General features: G+C 74.2%; 16 protein-coding genes. 5 read left to right on the forward strand and 11 right to left on the reverse strand.

Going from position 1 to position 18,232, the window contains the following annotated elements; all coding sequences use genetic code 11:
• The first annotated feature begins 8 nt into the window (after positions 1 to 8).
• The 4 genes from BKA22_RS06495 to BKA22_RS06510 all read left to right on the forward strand — a co-directional run bounded on the left by BKA22_RS06495 (position 9) and on the right by BKA22_RS06510 (position 4,523).
• A complete protein-coding gene (locus tag BKA22_RS06495; RefSeq protein ID WP_146952745.1) occupies positions 9 to 929 on the forward strand; it encodes an ABC transporter ATP-binding protein in 921 nt (306 codons plus the stop codon).
• Entirely contained in the window at positions 926 to 2,590 is a 1,665-nt protein-coding gene (locus BKA22_RS06500) for an ABC transporter permease (RefSeq protein WP_146952746.1), read from the forward strand. Before BKA22_RS06495 ends, BKA22_RS06500 begins: the two co-directional genes overlap by 4 nt.
• Before the next feature lie 70 nt (positions 2,591 to 2,660).
• Complete coding sequence (locus BKA22_RS06505) at positions 2,661 to 3,986, forward strand: multidrug effflux MFS transporter (protein ID WP_146952747.1); 1,326 nt, start codon at positions 2,661 to 2,663, stop codon at positions 3,984 to 3,986.
• Between the two features lie 120 nt (positions 3,987 to 4,106).
• Positions 4,107 to 4,523: a hypothetical protein gene (locus tag BKA22_RS06510; RefSeq protein ID WP_146952748.1), complete on the forward strand. Its 417-nt coding sequence runs from the start codon at positions 4,107 to 4,109 to the stop codon at positions 4,521 to 4,523.
• Here BKA22_RS06510 and BKA22_RS06515 read toward each other — a convergent pair.
• The 5 genes from BKA22_RS06515 to BKA22_RS06535 all read right to left on the reverse strand — a co-directional run bounded on the left by BKA22_RS06515 (position 4,503) and on the right by BKA22_RS06535 (position 11,156).
• Entirely contained in the window at positions 4,503 to 5,666 is a 1,164-nt protein-coding gene (locus BKA22_RS06515) for a cation:proton antiporter (protein ID WP_179561666.1), read from the reverse strand. The genes BKA22_RS06510 and BKA22_RS06515 overlap by 21 nt on opposite strands.
• A 157-nt stretch (positions 5,667 to 5,823) precedes the next feature.
• A complete protein-coding gene (locus BKA22_RS06520) occupies positions 5,824 to 8,946 on the reverse strand; it encodes an AAA family ATPase (RefSeq protein ID WP_146952750.1) in 3,123 nt (1,040 codons plus the stop codon).
• Positions 8,946 to 10,130, reverse strand: coding sequence for an exonuclease SbcCD subunit D (locus BKA22_RS06525; protein ID WP_146952751.1), 1,185 nt, complete (start codon positions 10,128 to 10,130; stop codon positions 8,946 to 8,948). Before BKA22_RS06525 ends, BKA22_RS06520 begins: the two co-directional genes overlap by 1 nt.
• Positions 10,131 to 10,194: 64 nt before the next feature.
• On the reverse strand, positions 10,195 to 10,653 hold the full coding sequence (locus BKA22_RS06530) for a hypothetical protein (RefSeq protein ID WP_146952752.1): 459 nt from the start codon (positions 10,651 to 10,653) through the stop codon (positions 10,195 to 10,197).
• Positions 10,650 to 11,156, reverse strand: a complete 507-nt coding sequence (locus BKA22_RS06535) for an aminoacyl-tRNA deacylase (protein ID WP_146952753.1) — start codon at positions 11,154 to 11,156, stop codon at positions 10,650 to 10,652. The genes BKA22_RS06530 and BKA22_RS06535 overlap by 4 nt, the downstream gene beginning before the upstream one ends.
• A 179-nt stretch (positions 11,157 to 11,335) precedes the next feature.
• Between BKA22_RS06535 and BKA22_RS06540 the strand changes: the two genes are divergently transcribed.
• Complete coding sequence (locus BKA22_RS06540) at positions 11,336 to 15,865, forward strand: DUF3418 domain-containing protein (RefSeq protein WP_146952754.1); 4,530 nt, start codon at positions 11,336 to 11,338, stop codon at positions 15,863 to 15,865.
• Between the two features lie 30 nt (positions 15,866 to 15,895).
• Here the strand turns inward: BKA22_RS06540 and BKA22_RS06545 are convergent, their stop codons facing one another.
• The 6 genes from BKA22_RS06545 to BKA22_RS06570 all read right to left on the reverse strand — a co-directional run bounded on the left by BKA22_RS06545 (position 15,896) and on the right by BKA22_RS06570 (position 18,211).
• On the reverse strand, positions 15,896 to 16,327 hold the full coding sequence (locus tag BKA22_RS06545) for a VOC family protein (RefSeq protein WP_146952755.1): 432 nt from the start codon (positions 16,325 to 16,327) through the stop codon (positions 15,896 to 15,898).
• 98 nt (positions 16,328 to 16,425) lie between these two features.
• Entirely contained in the window at positions 16,426 to 16,749 is a 324-nt protein-coding gene (locus BKA22_RS06550; protein WP_146952756.1) for a hypothetical protein, read from the reverse strand.
• A gap of 149 nt (positions 16,750 to 16,898) precedes the next feature.
• Positions 16,899 to 17,192, reverse strand: coding sequence for a hypothetical protein (locus BKA22_RS06555; protein WP_146952757.1), 294 nt, complete (start codon positions 17,190 to 17,192; stop codon positions 16,899 to 16,901).
• Between the two features lie 94 nt (positions 17,193 to 17,286).
• Positions 17,287 to 17,619, reverse strand: coding sequence for a hypothetical protein (locus tag BKA22_RS06560; protein ID WP_146952758.1), 333 nt, complete (start codon positions 17,617 to 17,619; stop codon positions 17,287 to 17,289).
• Between the two features lie 47 nt (positions 17,620 to 17,666).
• On the reverse strand, positions 17,667 to 17,879 hold the full coding sequence (locus tag BKA22_RS06565; RefSeq protein WP_146952759.1) for a hypothetical protein: 213 nt from the start codon (positions 17,877 to 17,879) through the stop codon (positions 17,667 to 17,669).
• Positions 17,880 to 17,884: 5 nt separating this feature from the next.
• Positions 17,885 to 18,211, reverse strand: coding sequence for a hypothetical protein (locus BKA22_RS06570; protein ID WP_146952760.1), 327 nt, complete (start codon positions 18,209 to 18,211; stop codon positions 17,885 to 17,887).
• Between the last annotated feature and the right edge of the window lie 21 nt (positions 18,212 to 18,232).

An 18,232-nucleotide genomic window follows, 5' to 3' on the forward strand; every position in this document is an offset into this window, starting at 1 on the left:
GAAGCACGATGTCCGCACACGAGATGGCCGTCGAGGTCTCCGGCCTGACGAAGAGCTTCGGTCGCGTGCACGCACTGCGCGGCCTCGACCTGGACGTGCCCAGCGGTCAGGTCACGGGGTTCCTCGGGCCGAACGGCTCGGGCAAGTCCACGACGATCCGCATCCTGCTCGGGCTGCTGCGCGCCGACGGCGGCCGGGCGAGCGTGCTGGGCGGCGACCCCTGGTCCGACGCGGTCCGGCTGCACCGCTCCATCGCGTACGTGCCCGGCGACGTCACGCTGTGGCCGAACCTCACCGGCGGCGAGGCGATCGACATCCTGTCCCGGCTGTCCGGGTCGCTCGACCCGCAGCGCAAGCAGACGATGCTCGACCGGTTCGAGCTCGACCCGACCAAGAAGGCCCGCGCCTACTCCAAGGGCAACCGGCAGAAGGTCGCCCTCGTCGCCGCGCTCGCCTCGCACGCCGAGCTGCTGCTGCTCGACGAGCCCACCTCGGGCCTCGACCCGCTCATGGAGGCGGCGTTCACCGAGTCGATCCGGGAGGTCAAGGCCGAGGGCCGCTCGGTGCTGCTGTCCAGCCACATCTTCGCCGAGGTCGAGAAGCTGGCCGACCGGGTGACGATCATCCGCGACGGCGTCACGGTCGAGGCCGGCACGATCGCCGAGCTGCGGCACCTGACCCGCTCGCAGGTCACGGTCGGGCTCGACGGCGGCGCCGACGGGCTGGCCGCGCTGCCCGGCGTGCACGACCTGCAGGCGAGCGACGGCCACGTCACCTTCGCGGTCGACGAGGCCGAGCTGCCCGCGGTGCTCGCCGAGGTCGCCCGGCTGCGCCCGCGCTCCCTCGTCGCGAACCCGCCGTCGCTCGAGGAGCTGTTCCTGCGGCACTACGGCGACGAGCTGGCCGCGCTGCACGGGAGCGACCGATGACCGCCACCGCGCTGCCGACCACGGGCACCCCCGGCACCGGGACGGCCACCCGCCGACGCGCACCGTCCGAGAGCCTGACGGGCACCGGCACGATGGTGCGGCTCGTGCTGCGCCGCAACCGCGTCCGGCTCGCCGTCTGGTGGGTCGTGCTCGTCGGGCTGTTCGCCTACGTCGGCGCCTACTACAGCGACATCTTCGACACGCAGGCCGCGCTCGACGACTTCGCAGCGCTGAGCAACACCCCGTCGATCAAGGCGCTCACCGGTCTCGCCGCCGCACCCGCGACCCTCGGCGGAGCCGTCTGGACGAAGATCTGGATGACCACCGCGCTCTCTCTCGGCTTCGGTGTCGTCTTCCTCGTCACCCGCAACGGCCGGGCCGACGAGGAGCTGGGCCGCACCGAGCTGCTCCGCTCGCGCGCGCTCGGCCTGCACGCCGGGTCGGCCGCGTCCTGGTTCGTGAACGCCGCCCTGTGCGTGGCGGTCGGCGCAGGTGTCGCGGCCGTGTCCGCCGCCGGCGGGCTCGACCCCGACGGTGCGGGGATCACCGGCTCGCTCGTCGTCGGCGCGTCCGTCACCGGCGTCGGCCTCGTCTCCCTCGGGGTCGGCGCGGTCGCCGGGCAGGTCGCCTCGACGTCCCGCGGGGCGAACGCGCTCGGCTCGATCGTCCTCGGCGTCTTCTACGTGCTGCGCATGATCGGCGACCTCGGCGACGGACGCCTGACCTGGGCGTCACCCGTCGGCTGGGGGCAGGAGATGCAGCCGTGGGGCGCGAACCGCTGGTGGCCGTTCGGCCTGCTCGTGCTCCTGACGCTCGTGCTCCTCGCCGTCGCGACCAGGCTCGAGGCGCGGCGCGACCTGGGCTCCGGGCTGCTGCCCGAGCGGCCCGGACCGGCCGGGGCACCCGCCCGGTACAGCCGGCCGCTCGGTCTGGCGGTGCGTCTGCAGCGCGGTCCGATCATCGGCTGGAGCCTCACCGTCGTGCTGACCGCGCTGCTGTTCGGGTCGGTCGTCGAGGCGATGACCGACCTGATCGCCGACGCCGGGCCGTCCGCCGCCGGGATGGTCGGCGGCACCGGTGTCGACGCGATGCTGTCGCTGCTCGTCATGATGATCGCGATGGTGACCACCGTGTTCGCGCTGCAGTCCGCCGTGCAGCTGCGCGCGGACGAGGCGACCGGCATGGTCGAGACGCAGCTCGCCGGCGCCCTCTCGCGCACCCGGTGGGCCGCGCAGCGGCTGCTGATCCCCGCCGTGGGCACGGCCGTGCTGCTCGTCGTCGGCGGTGCCGGCATGGGGGCCGGCTACGGCTCGATCATCGGCGACAGCGGGCAGGCCACCCGCCTGGCAGGGGCGGCGCTGGCCTACTGGCCGGCCGTCATGGTGCTCGTCGGGGTCGCGGTGGCGCTCTTCGGCTGGCTCCCGCGCCTGGCCGTGCCGCTGACCTGGGGGCTGCTCGCCGGGATGTGGTTCGTCGTGATGATCGGCGACGCGCTGCACCTGCCCACCTGGCTGCTCGACCTGCTGCCGTTCTCCGCGACCCCCGCGCAGCCGCTCGAACCGCTGAGCTGGACACCGCTCGTCGTGATGGGTCTGATCGCCGTCGGGCTCGTCTGGTCGGGCATCGACCGGTTCGCCCGCCGCGACGTGCAGCCCGCCTGACGTCCCCTCGGCGCGTCCCGGCATCCGGGCGGCCCGGAAGAACGATCGGCCGGAGCGGGTTGGTCCGGTCATGGCGACCTCCCCCACGGCTCGCGTCAGTCCCGGCTTCGTCCTGCTCCTGTCCGCCCTCACGGCGATCGGCCCGTTCACCTTCGACACCTACCTCGCCGCGTTCCCGCGCATCGCGCAGGACCTCGACGCGCCCGCGGCGGCCGTCCAGCTGACCATCGCCGCCTCGCTCGCGGGCCTCGCGATCGGGCAGCTGCTCATCGGCTCGCTGTCCGACGCGTTCGGACGTCGACGCCCGCTGCTCGTCGCACTCGGCGTGTACGTGCTCGCCTCGGTCGCGATCATGCTGGTCGGCGACGTGCGGGCGTTCACCGCGCTGCGGTTCGTGCAGGGCTTCACGGCCGCGGCCGGCATGGTCCTGTCCATGGCCGTGGTCCGCGACCGGTACTCCGGCATCGCGGTGTCCAAGGTGCTCGCCCGGCTCATGCTCGTCGTCGGCGTCGCCCCCGTGCTCGCCCCGACGATCGGCGCGCAGCTGCTCGCCGTGGGCTCGTGGCGGACGATCTTCGCGTTCCTCGCCGTCGTCGGCGCGACGCTTCTCGTCCTCGCCGCGGTCGCCCTGCCCGAGACCCTGCCCGCCGAGCGTCGCCGGACCGGCGGGACCCGCGCCGCGCTGCGCACCTACGGGGACCTGCTCACCGACCTGCCGTTCCTCGGCCTGGCGCTCCTCTCGGCGTTCTACCTCGGCTCGATGTTCACCTACGTGGCCGCGTCGACCTTCGTGCTCCAGGACGGGTTCGGGCTCGACGCGCAGCAGTTCGGCCTGGTGTTCGCCGCCGGAGCGGTGTCGATCACCGCCGGGACGCAGGTCAACGGGGCGCTCGTCGGGCGGTTCCGGCCCGAGCAGATCCTGTCCGCGGCGGTCGCGGTCGGCGTCGTGCTCTCGCTCGCACTGCTCGCCGTCGCGGTCGCCGGGGCGGGGTTCTGGCCGGTCACGGTGCTGCTCGTGCTCACGCTCGGCACCGCCGGGTTCGTCATGCCGTCCGCCCCGGCCATCGCGCTCGACGCGAACCCGCACCGCGCCGGCTCGGCCGCGGCGCTGCTGGGTGCGCTGCAGTTCGGGCTCGGTGCGGTCATCGCTCCGCTGACGTCCCTCGATGGGGAGCCGACCGCCGTCTCGATGGCCGCGGTCATGGCCGGCGTGATCGCGGTCGCCGGCCTGCTGCTGCTCGCGCTCCGGCGGACCTGGCGGACCACCGAGGGGGCGGGACGGATCGAGGCCGCGCAGGTCGACGGCGCCGAGGTCGCGGACGCCGCGCGCGTCGCTGATCAGCACGAACCCGTGGCGGCCGGCACGCTCGCGCACGGCCCCGCCGACGGCCGCTGAGCACGCGTCCCGACCCCTGACCCGGGCGATCGGATGCTGAGCGCCCGCTGTGGCGGAGAGCGAGCCGCGGACCTAGCCTGACGCCAAACGCGTAGGTGCGCGCACGGCGAAGGACGCACGATGGTGTGGGTTGCGCTCTGTCTGACCTTCCTGGTCCCGGCGCTCGTCATGATGCTCTTCTGGTCGCTGTTCCCGACCCCGGACGAGACGCCGCGCTGGCGCACGGCCCTGGCCGGTCGGCTCGACAGGCTCGCCCGGCGGCTGCGTCGCGAGCGGCACGTGTCGATCGACCCGTTCCTCGCCCTGCACGTGCAGGAACGTCTGGGTGCGGTCGCGGACCACGTGCAGGAGCTCGAGCGCGACCCGCACACCTGGGCCCTCGCCGAGCGGGTCATCGCCTCGCAGCTCGCGTACGACCAGCTGCTCGCCGAGGCCTGCCGGATGGCCGGCGTCGAGGTGCAGCCGCACGCGAAGGGTGACCCGGCCGAGCGCTTCCGCGAGGAGGTCGAGCTCGCCTCACGCGGCTGGGCGTGGTGACCGGCCGCCGAGAACGCCCGCGACCAGGGGGTTGATCACGACCGACAGCAGGCCGGCACCCACCAGCGCGGTCGCTACACGGTCCGTCATCGCCCCGTCGTTGACAGCGAGCTCCGTCAGTGCGACGAGCAGCGGCAACGTCGTCGCCCCGTACAGGGCGGTCCGCGCACGGTCGACCCGGCCCAGCTCGCGCTGGAACAGCACGATGAGCGGCCCTCCGCGCACGACGAGCAGCAGGAGCCACAGGAGGATCGGCAGCCACGGCTCGCGGACCATGGCGGTCACGTCCAGGCCCATGCCCGAGCTCACGAAGAACACCGGTACGAACACCCCCCACGCGACGACCTCGAGCTTGCCCTCAAGCCGTTCGACATCACCCGGCGCCCACTGCCGCAGCACCATGCCACCGAGGAAGGCGCCGAGCACCGCGTCGAACCCGAGAGCCACCGTCGCCGCGAGCAGACCGGTGAGCAGCACCATCGTCAGGCGGACCGTGCTCTGCGCCGTGCCGTGCTCGGCCACGCGCAGCAGCCGGCCCGTCACGGGCAGGCGGATCCGGCTCGGCAGGACGGCCAACGCCGCGATGGCCAGCGCGAACAGGGCGAGCAGCACCGCGGTGACCCCGCCGCGACGGGCACCCAGGAGCACCGCCATCGCCACGATCGGCCCCAGCTCGCCGAACGCGCCCACCGCGAGCGCCACCCGGCCTAGCGGACCCTTGAGCTGCCCGGCGTCCTTGAGGATGGGCAGGACGACCCCCAACGCGGTGGTCGTCAGCGCGATCGCCCCGGCGAGCGCGCCCTCCTGCAACCCGGTCCCAGTGACCGCGCCGACCAGCGCGAGCGCGAACAGGAACGACGTGCCCCACGCGGCACCGGAGAGGCGTCCGACGCGGTCGCGCAGCGCGGCGGGCTCCAGCTCGTAACCGGCGAGGAGGAACAGGAACCCCAGGCCGAGGTCCGACAGCGTCACGACCTCCTCGGGGCTCGAGAGCCCCCAGCCGTGCGGCCCGATGGCCACACCGCCCACGAGCAGCAGGACCACCTGCGGGACGCGCGCGGAGCGAGGTAGGAGGCCAGCCACGAGCACGGCCAGGAGCGCCACGACGAAGACGGGGAGCAAGGGTGCGTACGGGTCCGTCAAGGGATGCCTCCTGCGCGCCCGGGTCGTCAACCAGGGCACTGGTCGGCGCCGAGCCTGGTGCGTCCACGCTAGCGACGGCCGACCGGCGCGACCTGCGACGACGCGCCCGACCTCCACCGGACCGATCCACGGGTCCGGGGACGCACCGAGCAGGTGGTCAGGACGCGAGGACCCGCAGCGTGCTCGGGCCTGCCGCGGTCGGGCGCACCTCGATGCGGTCCGCGATCGCCTGCTTGAGGGTCTCCACGTGCGAGACCAGCCCGACGACCCGCCCGCCCGCCCGCAGCCGGCCCAGCTCGACGAGCACCTGGTCGAGCACGTGCGGGTCGAGCGAGCCGAACCCCTCGTCGACGAACAAGGTGCCCAGGTCGATCCCGCCGGCCTCCGCGGTCACCACGTCGGCCATGCCGAGCGCGAGGCACAACGACACGTAGAACGTCTCGCCGCCGGACAGCGTGCGGGGATCGCGAGGCTGCTCGGTGCGATGGTCGACGACCCGCATCGCCAGTCCGGTCGCCCGGGCCCGCACGTCCTCCTTCTCGTCTGAGCGGACCAGCTCGTAGCGACCGTCCGACATCGTGAGCAGCCGGTCATTGGCTGCCGCGACGACGTCCTCGAACCGCCTGACCAGCACGTACGTCGCGAGAGACAGGTGGCGGGCGTTGTCGCCCCCGGTGCCGGCGGCCAACGTGGCCAGGCGCGCGACGGGTGCCCCTGCGGCGATCGCGCGACCGAGCGCATCGGCGTCCGCGAGCACGGCCGTGGCCGCCGCGCGGGCCCCCGCAGCCCGGTCGGTGGCCGTCCGTGCGAGCGCCGCCGCCTGCTGCGCCGTCTGCCGGGCGACCGCCTCTGCCGCGCGGGCGCCCTCGACGTCGGCCTCGGCGTCCTCCGGTAGCGCTGCGACGTCCGGCTCGGCCAGCCCTGCGGTCACCGCGGCCACGGCCGCGACGTGCTCGGCGACCTGCCGTTCGAGCGTCGTCAGCAGCGGGCCGTCGAGGTGTGCGTCCCGCGCCGCCTCGGCGTGCGGGAACCCGTGGGCGTCGAGCGCGAGTGCCAGCTCGGCGCCGCGCCGGGTGTCGTCGTCGTGGGCGGAGACCAGGTCCGCGAGCGCGTCGAGCAGGTCCTGCGCGGCTGCGACACGCTCGACCAGCTCACCGTGCCGGGCGGCGACCGTCGGGTGCGGGCCGCGGGCCTCCACGACCTCCGCCTCGTGCTCGTCGAGCGCCGCGACCTGCGCGTCGAGGGCGGCCTCGGCGGCAGCGAGCGCGGTGGCCGTCGCCGTGCGCTCGGACTGTCGGACGGTGGTCGACGCGTCGAACGCGGCGAGGTCGACGTCGAGCCGGGCGACCTCGTCGACCGCCTGCCGGGCGGCGTCGAGCGCACCCTGCGCGGCCACGAGGTGCGTACGGGCCCGATCGACGCGGTCCGCGCCGTCGACCGACCCGACAGGTGAGGCGGCGACCTGGTCCAGCAGCACGTGCAGCCGCTCCGCCCAGCGGGTCGCGGCCTCGGCTGCGGCGGTCAGCCCGGCCTCGGCGGCGGCACGTGCCTGCTCGGCGAGGTCCACGTCGGCGGCCTGCACGTGGTCGGCACCGACGACGGCCTTCGCCAGGTGCTCGGTCGCCCCGCACACCGGGCACGGGTCACCGTCGACCAGCACGGACGCGAGCTCACCGGCGAGCCCGGCGATCCGGGCCGTGCGCAGCGTCCGCTCGTGATCGACGGCCGCGGTGGCGAGCGTGACGGCACGGGTCCGCGCGGCGTCGGCACGTTCGTGCTCGCGGCGCGCGGCGTCCAGGTCCTCGACGACCTGCACGGTCGCCCCTGCGGCGGCGAGGGCGGCCTCGTGCTCCCCGACCCGCGCGGCGGCGGTGCGGGCCACGGCGAGCGCGTCGACGAGCGCGCCACGGGCCTGCGGGCGCTCGGCGAGCCACGCGTCGTGCAGGGCCAGCAGGGCGTGCGTGTCCTCGATGGCGTCCCGGGCGGCGCGCACCCGGTGACGCTCGGCGTCGAGCCCGGCCTCCACGTCGACCGCACGTCGCAGCGTCGCCACGGTCCCGACGGTGAGGTCTCTGTCGTGCTCGAGCGCCGCCCGCGGCGCGGTCAGGTCGCCACCGTCGGACGGCAGGTCGCCCACCAGGGAGGCCAGGTCGGCGGGTGCGGCGTCGATCGCGGCACGGACCGCCTTGTGCGCGGCGCCCACGGCGGTCCGGGCGGTGTCGGCCCCGGTGAGCAGCGGGCCGACCGTGCGCGCCGCGTGCGCGCGTGCCAGCCGTGCGACGGCCGCACGGTGCTCGTCCGCGGCGGCGTCCAGCGCGGCCCGGTCCTGCCGCAAGGCGTGCCGACGGGTCAGGACGGCGGCACGGGCGCTCTCCTCGTCCAGGCGGGTGCGGGCGGCTGCGACGACCTGCTCGGCGAGCGCGGCGACGTCGGACGCCTGCGCGGCCTGCTCGTCGAGCACCGCGACCCGTGCCGTCACGACCGTGTGGATGCCGAGCCCGGCGTCGGCCACGTCGGCCGACCCCGCCGTGACTCCTGCTGCGGCGGTGCGCAGCTCGTCGGCCTCGACGTCCTCCCAGCGGGCGGCGCCGATCAGGTGCGCGACCGACCGGTCGAGCGCGGCACGCCCGGCCTCGACCGCGCGGTCGTGCTCCCGGCGCATCTCGGCGAGCCGCACCTGCAGCCGCTCGTAGACCTCGGTGCCGAAGATCTTCTGCAGGAGCCCGCGGCGGTCCTCCGGGTTGGCACGCAGGAACCGGGCGAACTCGCCCTGCGGCAGCACGATGGTCTGCACGAACTGCTGCCGGTCCAGCCCGACGAGCCGCTGGATCTCTGCGCCGACCTCGTCCAACCGGTTGCCCAGCGGGGTGCCGACAGCGTCGAGGACGTCCGGTCCGGCGCACGGGTCCACGTCGGTGGGCAGGCGCCAGGCCTTCACGGTGGCCTGCGCGGTCGTCGTGCCCGAGCCGCGCTTCTTGGCGCGCTGGTACTGCGGGGTGCGCCGCACCCGGAACACCCCGGCGGGCACCTCGAACACCAGGTCGACGACCGACTCGATGTCGTCGGGCGCGTAGGCCGAGCGCAGCCGGTCCTCGCTGGCCTCGGCGGAGGCGACCTTGCCGTACAGCGCGAACACGATCGCGTCGATGAGGGTCGACTTGCCCGAGCCCGTCGGCCCCTCGAGCAGGAACAGCCCGGACGTGGCGAGCGCGTCGAAGTCGATCGTGTGCTCGTCGGCGAACGGCCCGACGGCGCGCAGGGTCAGGGACCGCAGGTGCATCAGGCGCTCCGCTCCGCGGCGGCCACGGACTCGTACGCGCGGCGCAGCACCGCGAGCTCGTCGGGGGTCGCCGCGGCCCCGGTGACGTGCGCGACGAAGTCCGCCGCCACGTCGAGCGGGTCCTGAGCGGCCGTGACGGCGGCCGCCCGTGACGGCTCCTCCGCTCCCCCGGCGGGCCGGTGCTGCACGACGAGCGCGTGCGGGAACCGGTCACGCACCCGGCGGAACAGGTCCGCGGGCCGGTGGGCGTCGGTGACCGTGACCCGCAGCCAGTCGTCGGTGTGCGCCTCGCCCGCGGCACCCAGCAGCGCGTCCAACGGGCCGCTCAGGTCGGCCAGCCGGCGGGGCACGGGTGCGGCGACCGTCTGCGTGCGGACCTCGGCGCCGGACAGGTCGACCAGCACCGTCGACTTCGCGTGGTGCTGCTCGGAGAACGAGTACGCGAGCGGCGAGCCGCTGTACCGCAGCACGGTGCCGTCCGGCCCGCCGACCCGCTGCGGCCCGTGCAGGTGGCCGAGCGCCACGTAGTCGATCCCCTCGAACACCCCCGCGGGCACCTGGTCGACCCCGCCGACCCGGATGTCCCGCTCGGACTCGCTCGCGGCGCCGCCGACGACGAACGCATGCGCGGCGACCACGGTGCGCGGCCGGACGCCGCCGGACCCGCTCCGCACGGCCGCGTCGGCACGGATGCGGCGCACGGCCGCAGCGACCACGGCCTCGTGCGAGCGACGCAACGGCGGGGCGTCGGGGTCGGCCAGCTCGACACGGGCGAAGTCCGGGTCCAGGTACGGCACGCCGTACACCAGGACGTCACCGTCGGCCCTGTCGGAACCGGGCAGCACGACCGGCTCGGCCAGCCCGGCCACCCGGGTCCGCAGCCGCACCCGCTCGCGCATGAGCGACGAGCCGAAGCCCAGCCGGGTCGCCGAGTCGTGGTTGCCCGAGGTCACGACGACGGTCGTCGTCTCCGACAGCCGTGCCAGCACCTCGGACAGCAGGGTCACGGCCTCGACGGGCGGGATCGCCCGGTCGTACACGTCACCGGCGACCACGACCGCGTCGACCCGCTCGGCCCGCACCAGCTCGACGAGGTGGTCCAGGAACGTCGCCTGGTGGTCCAGCAGGTCGACCCCGTGCAGCGTCCGGCCCAGGTGCCAGTCGGACGTGTGGATCAGCCGCATGCCACGGACGCTAGCCGAGGCCGCCCACAGCTCGCGGACGCGCGCCGACCCTCGGTCGACCCGGTCAGGCCAGGCCGTCGACCACCTGCGAGAGCGCCACCATCCCGACACCCAGGAGCACCGTGGTCACCACGAGCAGCACGCACGCGACCCGGAACCTGCGGTCGGCCACGGGGGCCTCGGACCTGCGGACCCCGCCGGAACCGGCGGCGAGCTGCGCCCACGCGCCGTACGGACCCGGGTCGTACGCGCCGAACGGCGTCGGCACGCACGTCGCATCGGCCGGCTCCCACCGCTCGGGCCCGGCGGGCGACGTCGCCACCGTGCCGTCCGCGACGGGCAGCGTCGGCGCCACCGTCGGGACCTCGGTCTGGCGTGCCCCCGACGACCAGCGCGGCTGGGTCAGCGACTTCCACCACGGCACCGGCGTCTGCCGGTACCACTCGGGCGAGGGCCGCGACCAGCCGAAGAAGGCCGAGAGCTCGCGGCGCCCGTCACCGCCTGCCGGTGGCTGCCCGCTCACGCGTCGCCCTCCGGCTCGGTGACGTCGGCCAGCGTCGCGTCGAGCGCCCGCACCAGGTCGTCGCCGTGCACCGTGGCCGCGACGCCGTGCGCACCGGCACCGATCGACACCGTTCCGCCGGGCACGTGCGCGTCGACCACGACCGGCCACGCGCGCAGCGAGCCGAACGGTGTGATCGTCCCGCGCTCGTAGCCCGTGACCTCACGCGCGGTCCCGGCGTCGGGCATGGACAGCCGTGCCACCCCGAGCAGCGCGCGCAGCTTGGGCCACGCGATCGTGCGGCCGCCGGGCACCAGGACGAACAGGAAGTCGTCGTCGCCGCGGCGCACCACGAGCGACTTCACGATCGCGCTCGGGTCCACCCCGCGGGCCGCAGCCGCCTCCGCCAACGAACGGACCGGACCGTGGCGGGTCACCTCGAACGGGATCTCGGACGCCTCGAGCGCGGCGACGGCACGCCGTTCGCCTTCGGTCACCTCGTGACCGGTCGTCTGCTCGCCCATCCGGCCACTGTAGGGCGAAGCGGACAAGTCGTACCGCCGCTGGACCGTCTCTCACCCTCACCCGATGGGGTGCTCCGCCCGTTCGGGCGTACGTCGTCACCCGCAGACGGCGGCCATCGGCCTCGGGTGCTCCATATCCAGGCGCGGGTCGCGGCGGAGGCCTGAGAGGATCGGGGGTCGTGAGCACGTCACCCCCTCCCGCCGCCGACCCGCAAGGGTCCGGTCGTCGTCGACCCCGGGGTGGTGGTCGCGGCCGACGTGGCCCGCGTGCCGAGCTCACGCAGGCGCAAGGGCTGCAAGGGCAGGGACACGGGGACGCGCAGGGCGAGCCGAGGAACGGCGGCCAGCGTCGCGGTCAGGCGCAGGGCCGCGGGCGCAGGCAGCCCGACGACACCCGGGCCACGGCCCGACTCGAGAGGGCCGCCGCGCTGCGCACCGCGGTCGAGCTCCCCCCGGTCGTCTTCCCCGAGCAGCTGCCCGTCAGCGCGCGCCGGGCGGAGATCTCGCAGGTGCTGCGCGACCACCAGGTGATCGTGGTGGCGGGCGAGACCGGGTCGGGCAAGACGACGCAGCTGCCGAAGATCGCCCTCGAGCTCGGGCGCGGCCGGGCGGGGCAGATCGGCCACACGCAGCCTCGCCGGATCGCCGCGCGGTCGGTCGCGGAGCGGATCGCGGAGGAGATCGGCACGCCGCTGGGGCAGATCGTCGGCTACCAGGTGCGGTTCACCGACGAGTCGAGCGACTCGACGCTGGTGAAGGTCATGACGGACGGGATCCTGCTCGCGCAGATCCAGCGCGACCCGATGCTGCGGCAGTACGACACGCTGATCATCGACGAGGCGCACGAGCGCTCGCTCAACATCGACTTCATCCTCGGCTACCTGACGCGGCTGCTGCCGCAGCGGCCGGACCTGAAGGTCGTCATCACGTCGGCGACGATCGACTCGGCGCGGTTCGCGCGGCACTTCGCCTCGGCGCCGACGGCCGAGCACCCCGAGGGCGTGCCCGCGCCGGTGGTCGAGGTCAGCGGGCGGACGTACCCGGTGGAGCTGCGGTACCGGCCGCTCTCGCCGGACACGGGGGTCACGGGCGACGACCTGGACGACGTCCCGGCCCCGCCCTCTCCGCACCGCACGGGCGGCGGTGCGGGCGCCAAGCCGCGCAAGGGTCAGGCGCGCGGTGCTGCGCGCGGGGGCCAGCCGGCGCGCGGCGAGGAGGACCGCGACATGATGACGGCCATCTGCGAGGCCGTCGACGAGCTGTGCGCCGAGGGCGACGGCGACATCCTCGTGTTCCTGTCGGGTGAGCGGGAGATCCGGGACGCCGAGGACGCGCTGCGCGGGTCGCTCGGCCCGCGCGTGAGCGACCCGAAGCACCCGCGGGCCGTGGAGATCCTTCCCCTGTACTCGCGCCTGTCGGCCGCCGAGCAGCACCGGGTGTTCGAGCGGCACCAGACCCGCCGGGTCGTCCTGTCGACCAACGTGGCCGAGACGTCGCTGACCGTGCCGGGCATCCGGTACGTCGTCGACCCGGGCACGGCCCGCATCTCGCGCTGGTCGAAGGCCACCAAGGTGCAGCGGCTGCCCATCGAGCCGATCTCGCAGGCCTCGGCCAACCAGCGCTCGGGGCGGTGCGGGCGCGTCGCGGACGGCATCGCGATCCGCCTGTACTCGCAGGACGACTTCGACGCCCGGCCGATGTACACCGAGCCGGAGATCCTGCGCACCAGCCTGGCCTCGGTGATCCTGCAGATGATCGCCGTGGGCGTGGCCACCACCCCGGACGACGTGACCGCGTTCCCGTTCGTCGACCCGCCGGACGTGCGTGCGGTGCGTGACGGCGTGCAGCTGCTCACCGAGCTCGGAGCCCTGGCGGTCGGCAGCGACGGGGGTGGCACCCGCCTGACCGACACCGGCAAGGCCCTGGCGCAGCTGCCGATGGACCCGCGGCTGGCCCGGATGATCGTCGAGGGCGGCCGCCGCGGGGTGGCCCGCGAGGTCATGGTGATCGCCGCGGCCCTCTCGATCCAGGACCCGCGCGAACGCCCCGCGGAGGAGCGCGAGCGGGCCGACCAGCAGCACGCCCGGTTCGCCGACCCGACCTCGGACCTGTTGTCGTACCTGAACGTCTGGCAGTACGTGCGCGAGCAGCAGCGCGAGCTGTCCGGCTCGGCGTTCCGACGGATGTGCCGCGCCGAGTACCTCAACTACCTGCGGATCCGCGAGTGGCAGGACGTCGTCACCCAGCTGAAGGAGCTGGCCAAGCCGCTGGGCATCACGGTGAACCCACCGCGACGCGCGGCCACCCCGGCCGACTCCGACGCCGCGGCAGCCGCCACGGACGGGCCGCCGACACGCCTGGAGTGGGACGCCGACCTCATCCACCAGTCGGTGCTGTCCGGGCTGCTCTCGCACATCGGCATGCAGGAGGCCACCGAGGTCCAGGCCTCGCGCGGACGCACCGGGCCCGACGCGCGCGGCGGCCGCCCGGACCGCCGTGGCCGCAACGAGTACCTGGGTGCCCGCGGGGCACGGTTCGCGATCTTCCCCGGGTCGGGCCTGGCCCGGAAGCCCCCCGCGTGGGTCATGGCCGGTGAGCTCGTCGAGACCTCGCGCCTGTGGGGGCGGGACGCGGCGCGCATCCAACCGGAGTGGGCCGAGGAGCTGGGCGCGCACCTGGTCAAGCGCACGTACTCCGAACCGGCGTGGTCGACCAAGCAGGGTGCCGCGACCGCCACCGAGAAGGTGCTGCTCTACGGGGTGCCGATCGTCGCCGGCCGCCGCGTCCTGTACTCCAAGGTCGACCCCGAGCACGCCCGCGAGCTGTTCCTGCGGCACGCACTCGTGCAGGGCGAATGGACCACCCACCACCAGTTCTTCCACGAGAACCGCCGCCTGCTGGCCGAGGCCGAGGGGCTCGAGGCGCGCGCGCGACGGCGTGACCTGGTGGTCGACGACGACGTGCTGTTCGACTTCTACGACGAGCGCGTTCCCGACGACGTCGTCTCCGCCCGGCACTTCGACCAGTGGTGGAAGCAGGCTCGGCGCAGCACGCCCGACCTGCTCTCGTTCACGCGCGAGCTGCTCGTGGCCGACGGCGCCGAGGCGATCGATGAGCAGTCGTTCCCCTCGCGCTGGCCGCAGGGCGACCTGAGCCTGCCGCTGACCTACCAGTTCCAGCCCGGCACCGAGGCCGACGGCGTCACCGTGCACATCCCGCTCGTCTCGCTCGCGCGCGTGCGCCCCGAGGGGTTCGACTGGCTGGTGCCCGGGCTGCGCGCCGAGCTGGTGACCGCGACGATCCGGGCGCTGCCCAAACCCGTGCGCGTGCAGCTGGTGCCGGCGCCCGACGTCGCGGCGGCGGTCGACGCATGGATGGACGAGCACCTGGCGTCGTGGGAGGACACGGTGCGCGCCGGGGACGCCGCACCCTCGTTCCACGACGCGTTCCGACAGGCCGTCCGCTCGATGCGTGATGTGGACGTGCCCGAGGACGCGTTCGACGACACGAAGCTGCCCGCGCACCTGCGGATGACGTTCCGGGTGGTCGGCGACCGCGGCGGGGTGGTCGACGACGGCAAGGACCTGCTGGTGCTGCAACGACGCCACGCGGCACGCGCGCAGGACGCGGTCTCCTCGGCGGTCCGGACCGCGCTGCGGGCGGCGATGGAGGAGGCCACGGTCGACGCCTCCACGACGGCGGCCGACTCGGGCAGGTCCGGGGACGGGACGTCCGCGAGCGCCGGGAGCGGTCCGTCCGGTGCCGCCCGTCCGGTCGCACCCTCGAGCCCGCCGCCACCCGCGGCCGTCGAGCGCACGGTCGTCACCTCGTGGGCCGACGTGCCCGGCGGCACGCTGCCCGAGGTCGTCGAGACCAGCGGCCAAGGCGGTGTCGTCGTGCGCGCGTTCCCCACGCTCGTCGAGGAGGGCACGTCCGTGGCGCTGCGGGCCCTGGCGGACGAGCAGCGGGTCGCCGGCGCCCACCGGCTCGGCCTGCGTCGCCTGCTGCTGACCGAGACCGCCCTGGCCTCCGCCCGCATCACCACGCGGTGGACCGGGACGCAGGCCCTCGCCCTGGCCGCGAGCCCGTACCCCAGCACGCAGGCGCTGGTCGCCGACGTGCAGCTGGCGGCCGTCGACCGGCTGATGAGCACGCACCTGGCCGGCGCGGACGCCACGACCGTGCGCGACGCCGAGACGTACGCGGCCCTGCGGACCGCGGTGCGCGCAGGCCTGGAGGACGCCGTGCACGCCGTGGTCACCGACCTCGTCGCCGTGCTGGTCGCCTGGCGGGAGCTCGACGCGCAGGTGCGCGGCACGAGCAGCCTCGCCCTGCTCGCCACGTTGCAGGACGTCCGCGCCCAGTCCGCCGACCTGGTGCACGACGGCTTCGTCTCCGAGGTCGGCGCGGACCGTCTGCCGCACCTGGCCCGCTACCTGCGCGCCGCCGCCTACCGGCTGACGAAGGCCGCCGACAACCCGGTCCGGGACGGCGACCTGGCCTGGCAGGTGCAGGAGTCCGCCGACCTGCTCGCGGCGGCCGTCGCGAAGGCCCGCACGGCCACGCCGGACCCGGCGCGGGACGCGGCTCTCGACGACGTGCGGTGGATGGTCGAGGAGCTGCGGGTCAGCCTGTTCGCGCAGCAGCTCGGCACGCCAGGGCCGATCTCGCCGACCCGGATCCGCAAGGCCCTCGCCTCGCTCGGCTGATCCGGACCGGCACAGCCGGGGCGGACGCCGTCAGGGCGCCAGCAGCGTGCGCCCGTCCTCGGTGATCGGCCAGGACGGGTTGTGCGCGATCTCCCAGCAGTGCCCGTCGGGGTCGGCGAACAGCCCGTTGTACCCGCCCCAGAAAGTCGCCGCGCCCGCGCGCAGCAGGGTCGCGCCCGCGTCGACCGCCTCCTGCAGCACCGCGTCGACCTCGGCGGGGCTGCGCACGTTGTGGGCGAGCGTGATGCCGCCCCAGCCGCCGGTGTCGCTCACCCCGGTGTCCTCCGCGAGCGCCGCGCGGCTCCAGAGGGCGACCACGATGCCGCCGGCCTGGATGAACACGATGTCGGCCTCGTCGTTGCCGAGGTCGGCGCGCGAGCGCCAGCCGAGCGCCGCGTAGAAGGCGTGCGCGCGCGGCACGTCCGCCACGCCGAGGGTCACCAGGGACAGTCGTTGCTCCATGCCGTCGACCGTAGGCGCCCGGTCCGACACGGTCACCCGACCGCCCGTCCCCCGCCTACCGGTCCGCCGCGTGCCGGGCCCGGACATCGCAACTAGTCCTACTCGTCGTAGTCGAGGGTGCCGTCCTCGTTGACCACCAGACGCCAGTCGGGACACGCGGGCTTCTCGACCCGCCCGACGAGGTCCCCGTCCTCGGTCTTGACCACTATCGCCGTCCCCAGGCACTCCTCCGTCGCGACTTCGTTGACCGAGTCGCTGGAGACGACCACGTCGTAGGGGCCGCCGGCGCCTTCGAGTGTGATGACTACGGTCTCGTCGAGCCGGCTCCTGAAGTACACCGCGGAGTAGCCGGCGTCGTAGACGCACCCGGTCAAGAGCCCGAGCGCCACGATGCCTCCCCGGACCGCGATGTGGGGCCTCATGTCGGCACCTCCTCGTCGGGTCGTGCTCGCTTCATCGTCATCGTGGTTCGGACCGCTCTTCCGGGGTGCTCGCGGTGGTGGTGGGGGTGGTGTGGGTGAGGTCGGAGATGGCGAAGATGCCCACGGCACCGCCGGGGTTGGGTGGGGCACTAGTCCTGTTCGGCGTAGTCGAGGGTGCCGTCCTCGTTGACGACCAGGCGCCAGTCGGGGCACGCGGGCTTCTCGACCCGCCCGACCAGGTCCCCGTCCTCGGTCTTGACCACGATCGCCGTCCCCTTGCACTCGTCGATCGCGAGCTCGTTGTACGAACTGCCGCCGACGACCACCTCGTTCGGCGTGCCTGCGCCTTCGAGTGTGATGACGACGGTGTCGTCGAGCCGGTTCTCGTAGGACACCGCGGTGTAGCCCGCGTCGTAGACGCACCCGGACAGGAGCCCGATCACCGCAAGGCATCCGGCGGCGGCCGCTGATCGCCGTGTCACGACGACAGTCCGAGGATGCGGGCGATCCGCCGCGTGCCGAGCCCGGACATCGGAGCTAGTCCTGTTCGTCGTAGTCGAGGGTGCCGTCCTCGTTGACCACCAGACGCCAGTCGGGGCACGCGGGCTTCTCCACCCGCCCGACCAGGTCGCCGTCCTCGGTCTTGACCACGATCGCCGTCCCCTTGCACTCGTCTGTCGCGAGCTCGTTGTACGAGTTGTTGCCGCCGACGACCACCTTGTTCGGCGTGCCTGCGCCTTCGAGTGTGATGACGACGGTGTCCGCGAGCCGGTTCTCGTAGGACACCTTCGGGTAGCCGGCGTCGTAGACGCACCCGGTCAGGAGTCCGAGCGCTGCAAGGCCTCCCAGGGCCGCGATGTGTCGTTTCAAGCCGGCACCTCCTCGTCGAGTCGTGCTCGCTTCATGATCATCGTGGTTCAGACCGCGCTTCCTGGGGTGCTCGCGGTGGTGGGGGTTGTGTGGGTGAGGTCGGAGATGGCGAAGATGCCCACGGCGCCGCCGGGGTTGATGGGTTCGGCCAGGGCGTAGAGGGCCGGGTCGATGTCACCGATAGCGTTCAGGGCGGCGCTGCTGGTGCGGGTCACGCCGACGTCGAGGGTGAAGGACGGCGCGGTCGGAGATGCGCGCATCGCTGCTAGTCCTCGGTGTAGTCGAGGGTGCCGTCGTCGTTGACCACCAGGGACCAGTCAGGGCACGCGGGTTCCTCGACCCGCCCGACCAGGTCGCCGTCCTCGGTCTTGACCACGATCGCCGTCCCCAGGCACTCGTCGGTCCCGAGCGAGTTGGACGAGTCGCCGCCGACGACCACCTCATACGGCCCGCCTGCGCCTTCGAGCGTGACGAGGACGGTCTGGTCGAGCCGGTTCTCGTAGGTCACCTGCGGTCTTGCCGCGTCGTAGACGCACCCGGTCAGGAGCCCGAGCGCGGTCAGGCATCCCACGGTTGCGATCTGTCGCTTCATGCCGGCACCTCCTCGTCGGGT

It is taken from the genome of Cellulomonas soli, from assembly GCF_013409305.1.
Classification (GTDB): domain Bacteria; phylum Actinomycetota; class Actinomycetes; order Actinomycetales; family Cellulomonadaceae; genus Cellulomonas; species Cellulomonas soli.